This window comes from Solitalea longa (assembly GCF_002920915.1).
GTDB classification, from domain to species: Bacteria; Bacteroidota; Bacteroidia; order Sphingobacteriales; family Sphingobacteriaceae; genus Solitalea; species Solitalea longa.
Genome location: NZ_PQVF01000032.1, coordinates 1 through 1511, shown reverse-complemented (window position 1 = coordinate 1511; position 1511 = coordinate 1). Strand labels below are relative to the sequence as shown.

The following is a 1511-nucleotide window of genomic DNA, read 5'->3' as shown; positions in this document are numbered from 1 at the left end:
GGAGCAACCGCACCGGGTAATGTGGCAACCTTCACTTCAACTGTGGCAGGAGCATATAGTGTAGTAATCACGAATACCGCTACCGGCTGTGTGTCATTATCAGCCAGCGGAACAGTAACGGTAAATCCATTACCAACAGCAACAATAGCCGGAACCAGAACTGTATGTCTGAATGCAACCGCACCAGACATCACCTTTACGGGAGCAAATGGTACAGCGCCATATACGTTTACATATACTATCAATGGCGGAGTACCACTAGCTGTAACAACCACTTCGGGTAGTTCGGTAACGGTATCGGTAGCAACCGGAACGGCAGGAAGCTATGCATATGATTTAGTAAGTGTTCAGGATGCCAGCGGTACAACTTGTAGCAATGCTCAAACGGGCACTGCAACGGTAACTGTGCTTCCTCCTGTCACCTACACCTACGTATTCACCAACGTGGTTTGTAAAGATGATGCAACAAAAGCTGGTGCTATTGATGTAACTCCTGCAGGTGGTTCAGGAAAATACATTTTGACGTTAAAACAAGGCTCATTGGTTATTGCCACAGGAACACAAACAGGAACAGCTGTATTTAGATTCCCTAATTTACTTAGAGGATCATACACTGTGGAAGTAGAAGATGCTAATTATGGTTGTCCAGGAACTTGTAATGGACTAACGACGCCCTAGTTAATGTGGATCGGATGTGCATTTATAAATGATTTATCAAGCTTAGTATGAAGAATAATACATATACAGCAAATAACAGAACATTTTGGTACAGCAATATTATTGTTGCTGTACTGCTATTGTTTTGTGCTAATTATTCCTTCGGCCAATGTGCGATAGACATTAAAATGCCTCCTACTGCCAATGTTTCTTTTTCTCAGGCCACTGCCTGTTCGGCTCAAACTGTTATTTTAACGGTGAGCCTTACCAGTGATGATCTTTCTACCGTTGGCTCTCCTGAATGGGTATTTACATATACTCAAGATGGAGTGGATAAGGGTATTATAAATACTGCCAACCCTCTGCCTCTAGGTGTTTCAATAAATCGAACAGGTAAAAATTCGACTGTAACGATCCCAATTAATATTTCTACACCGGGTACATATACTTTTGGCATATCTTCTTTAAATGATAATTGGTATCCTACCAATCCTGGGGTAGATCAATGTAATTATAGTAGTACAGCAGTTATAATNAAATGATAATTGGTATCCTACCAATCCTGGGGTAGATCAATGTAATTATAGTAGTACAGCAGTTATAATTGTAAATTCCGTGCCGGCGGTTCCGACCCTGGCCTCAGCGGCAGCGACCTGCGTTTCAGACGGCAGCAGCTCGATCAGTAACTACAGTGCTTCAAACAGCTATACCTTCACTCCGGCAGGTCCCAGAGTGGATGCTACGGGAGCGATCAGTGGTATGGCGCTCGGCACCAGCTATACGGTAACAGCGGATAATGGCAGCTGCAGTTCAATGGCTTCGGCTTCGTTCAGCAATGCAGCGATGCTGACAAG

1 protein-coding gene is annotated in these 1511 nt (G+C 43.7%); it reads left to right on the top strand.

The genetic code is table 11. The annotated features are described in order from the left end of the window. Window positions 1-678, top strand: a 678-nt coding sequence (locus C3K47_RS19650) for a hypothetical protein (protein ID WP_207765338.1), incomplete at its 5' end; no start/stop codon positions are given. Window positions 679-1511: the final 833 nt, after the last annotated feature.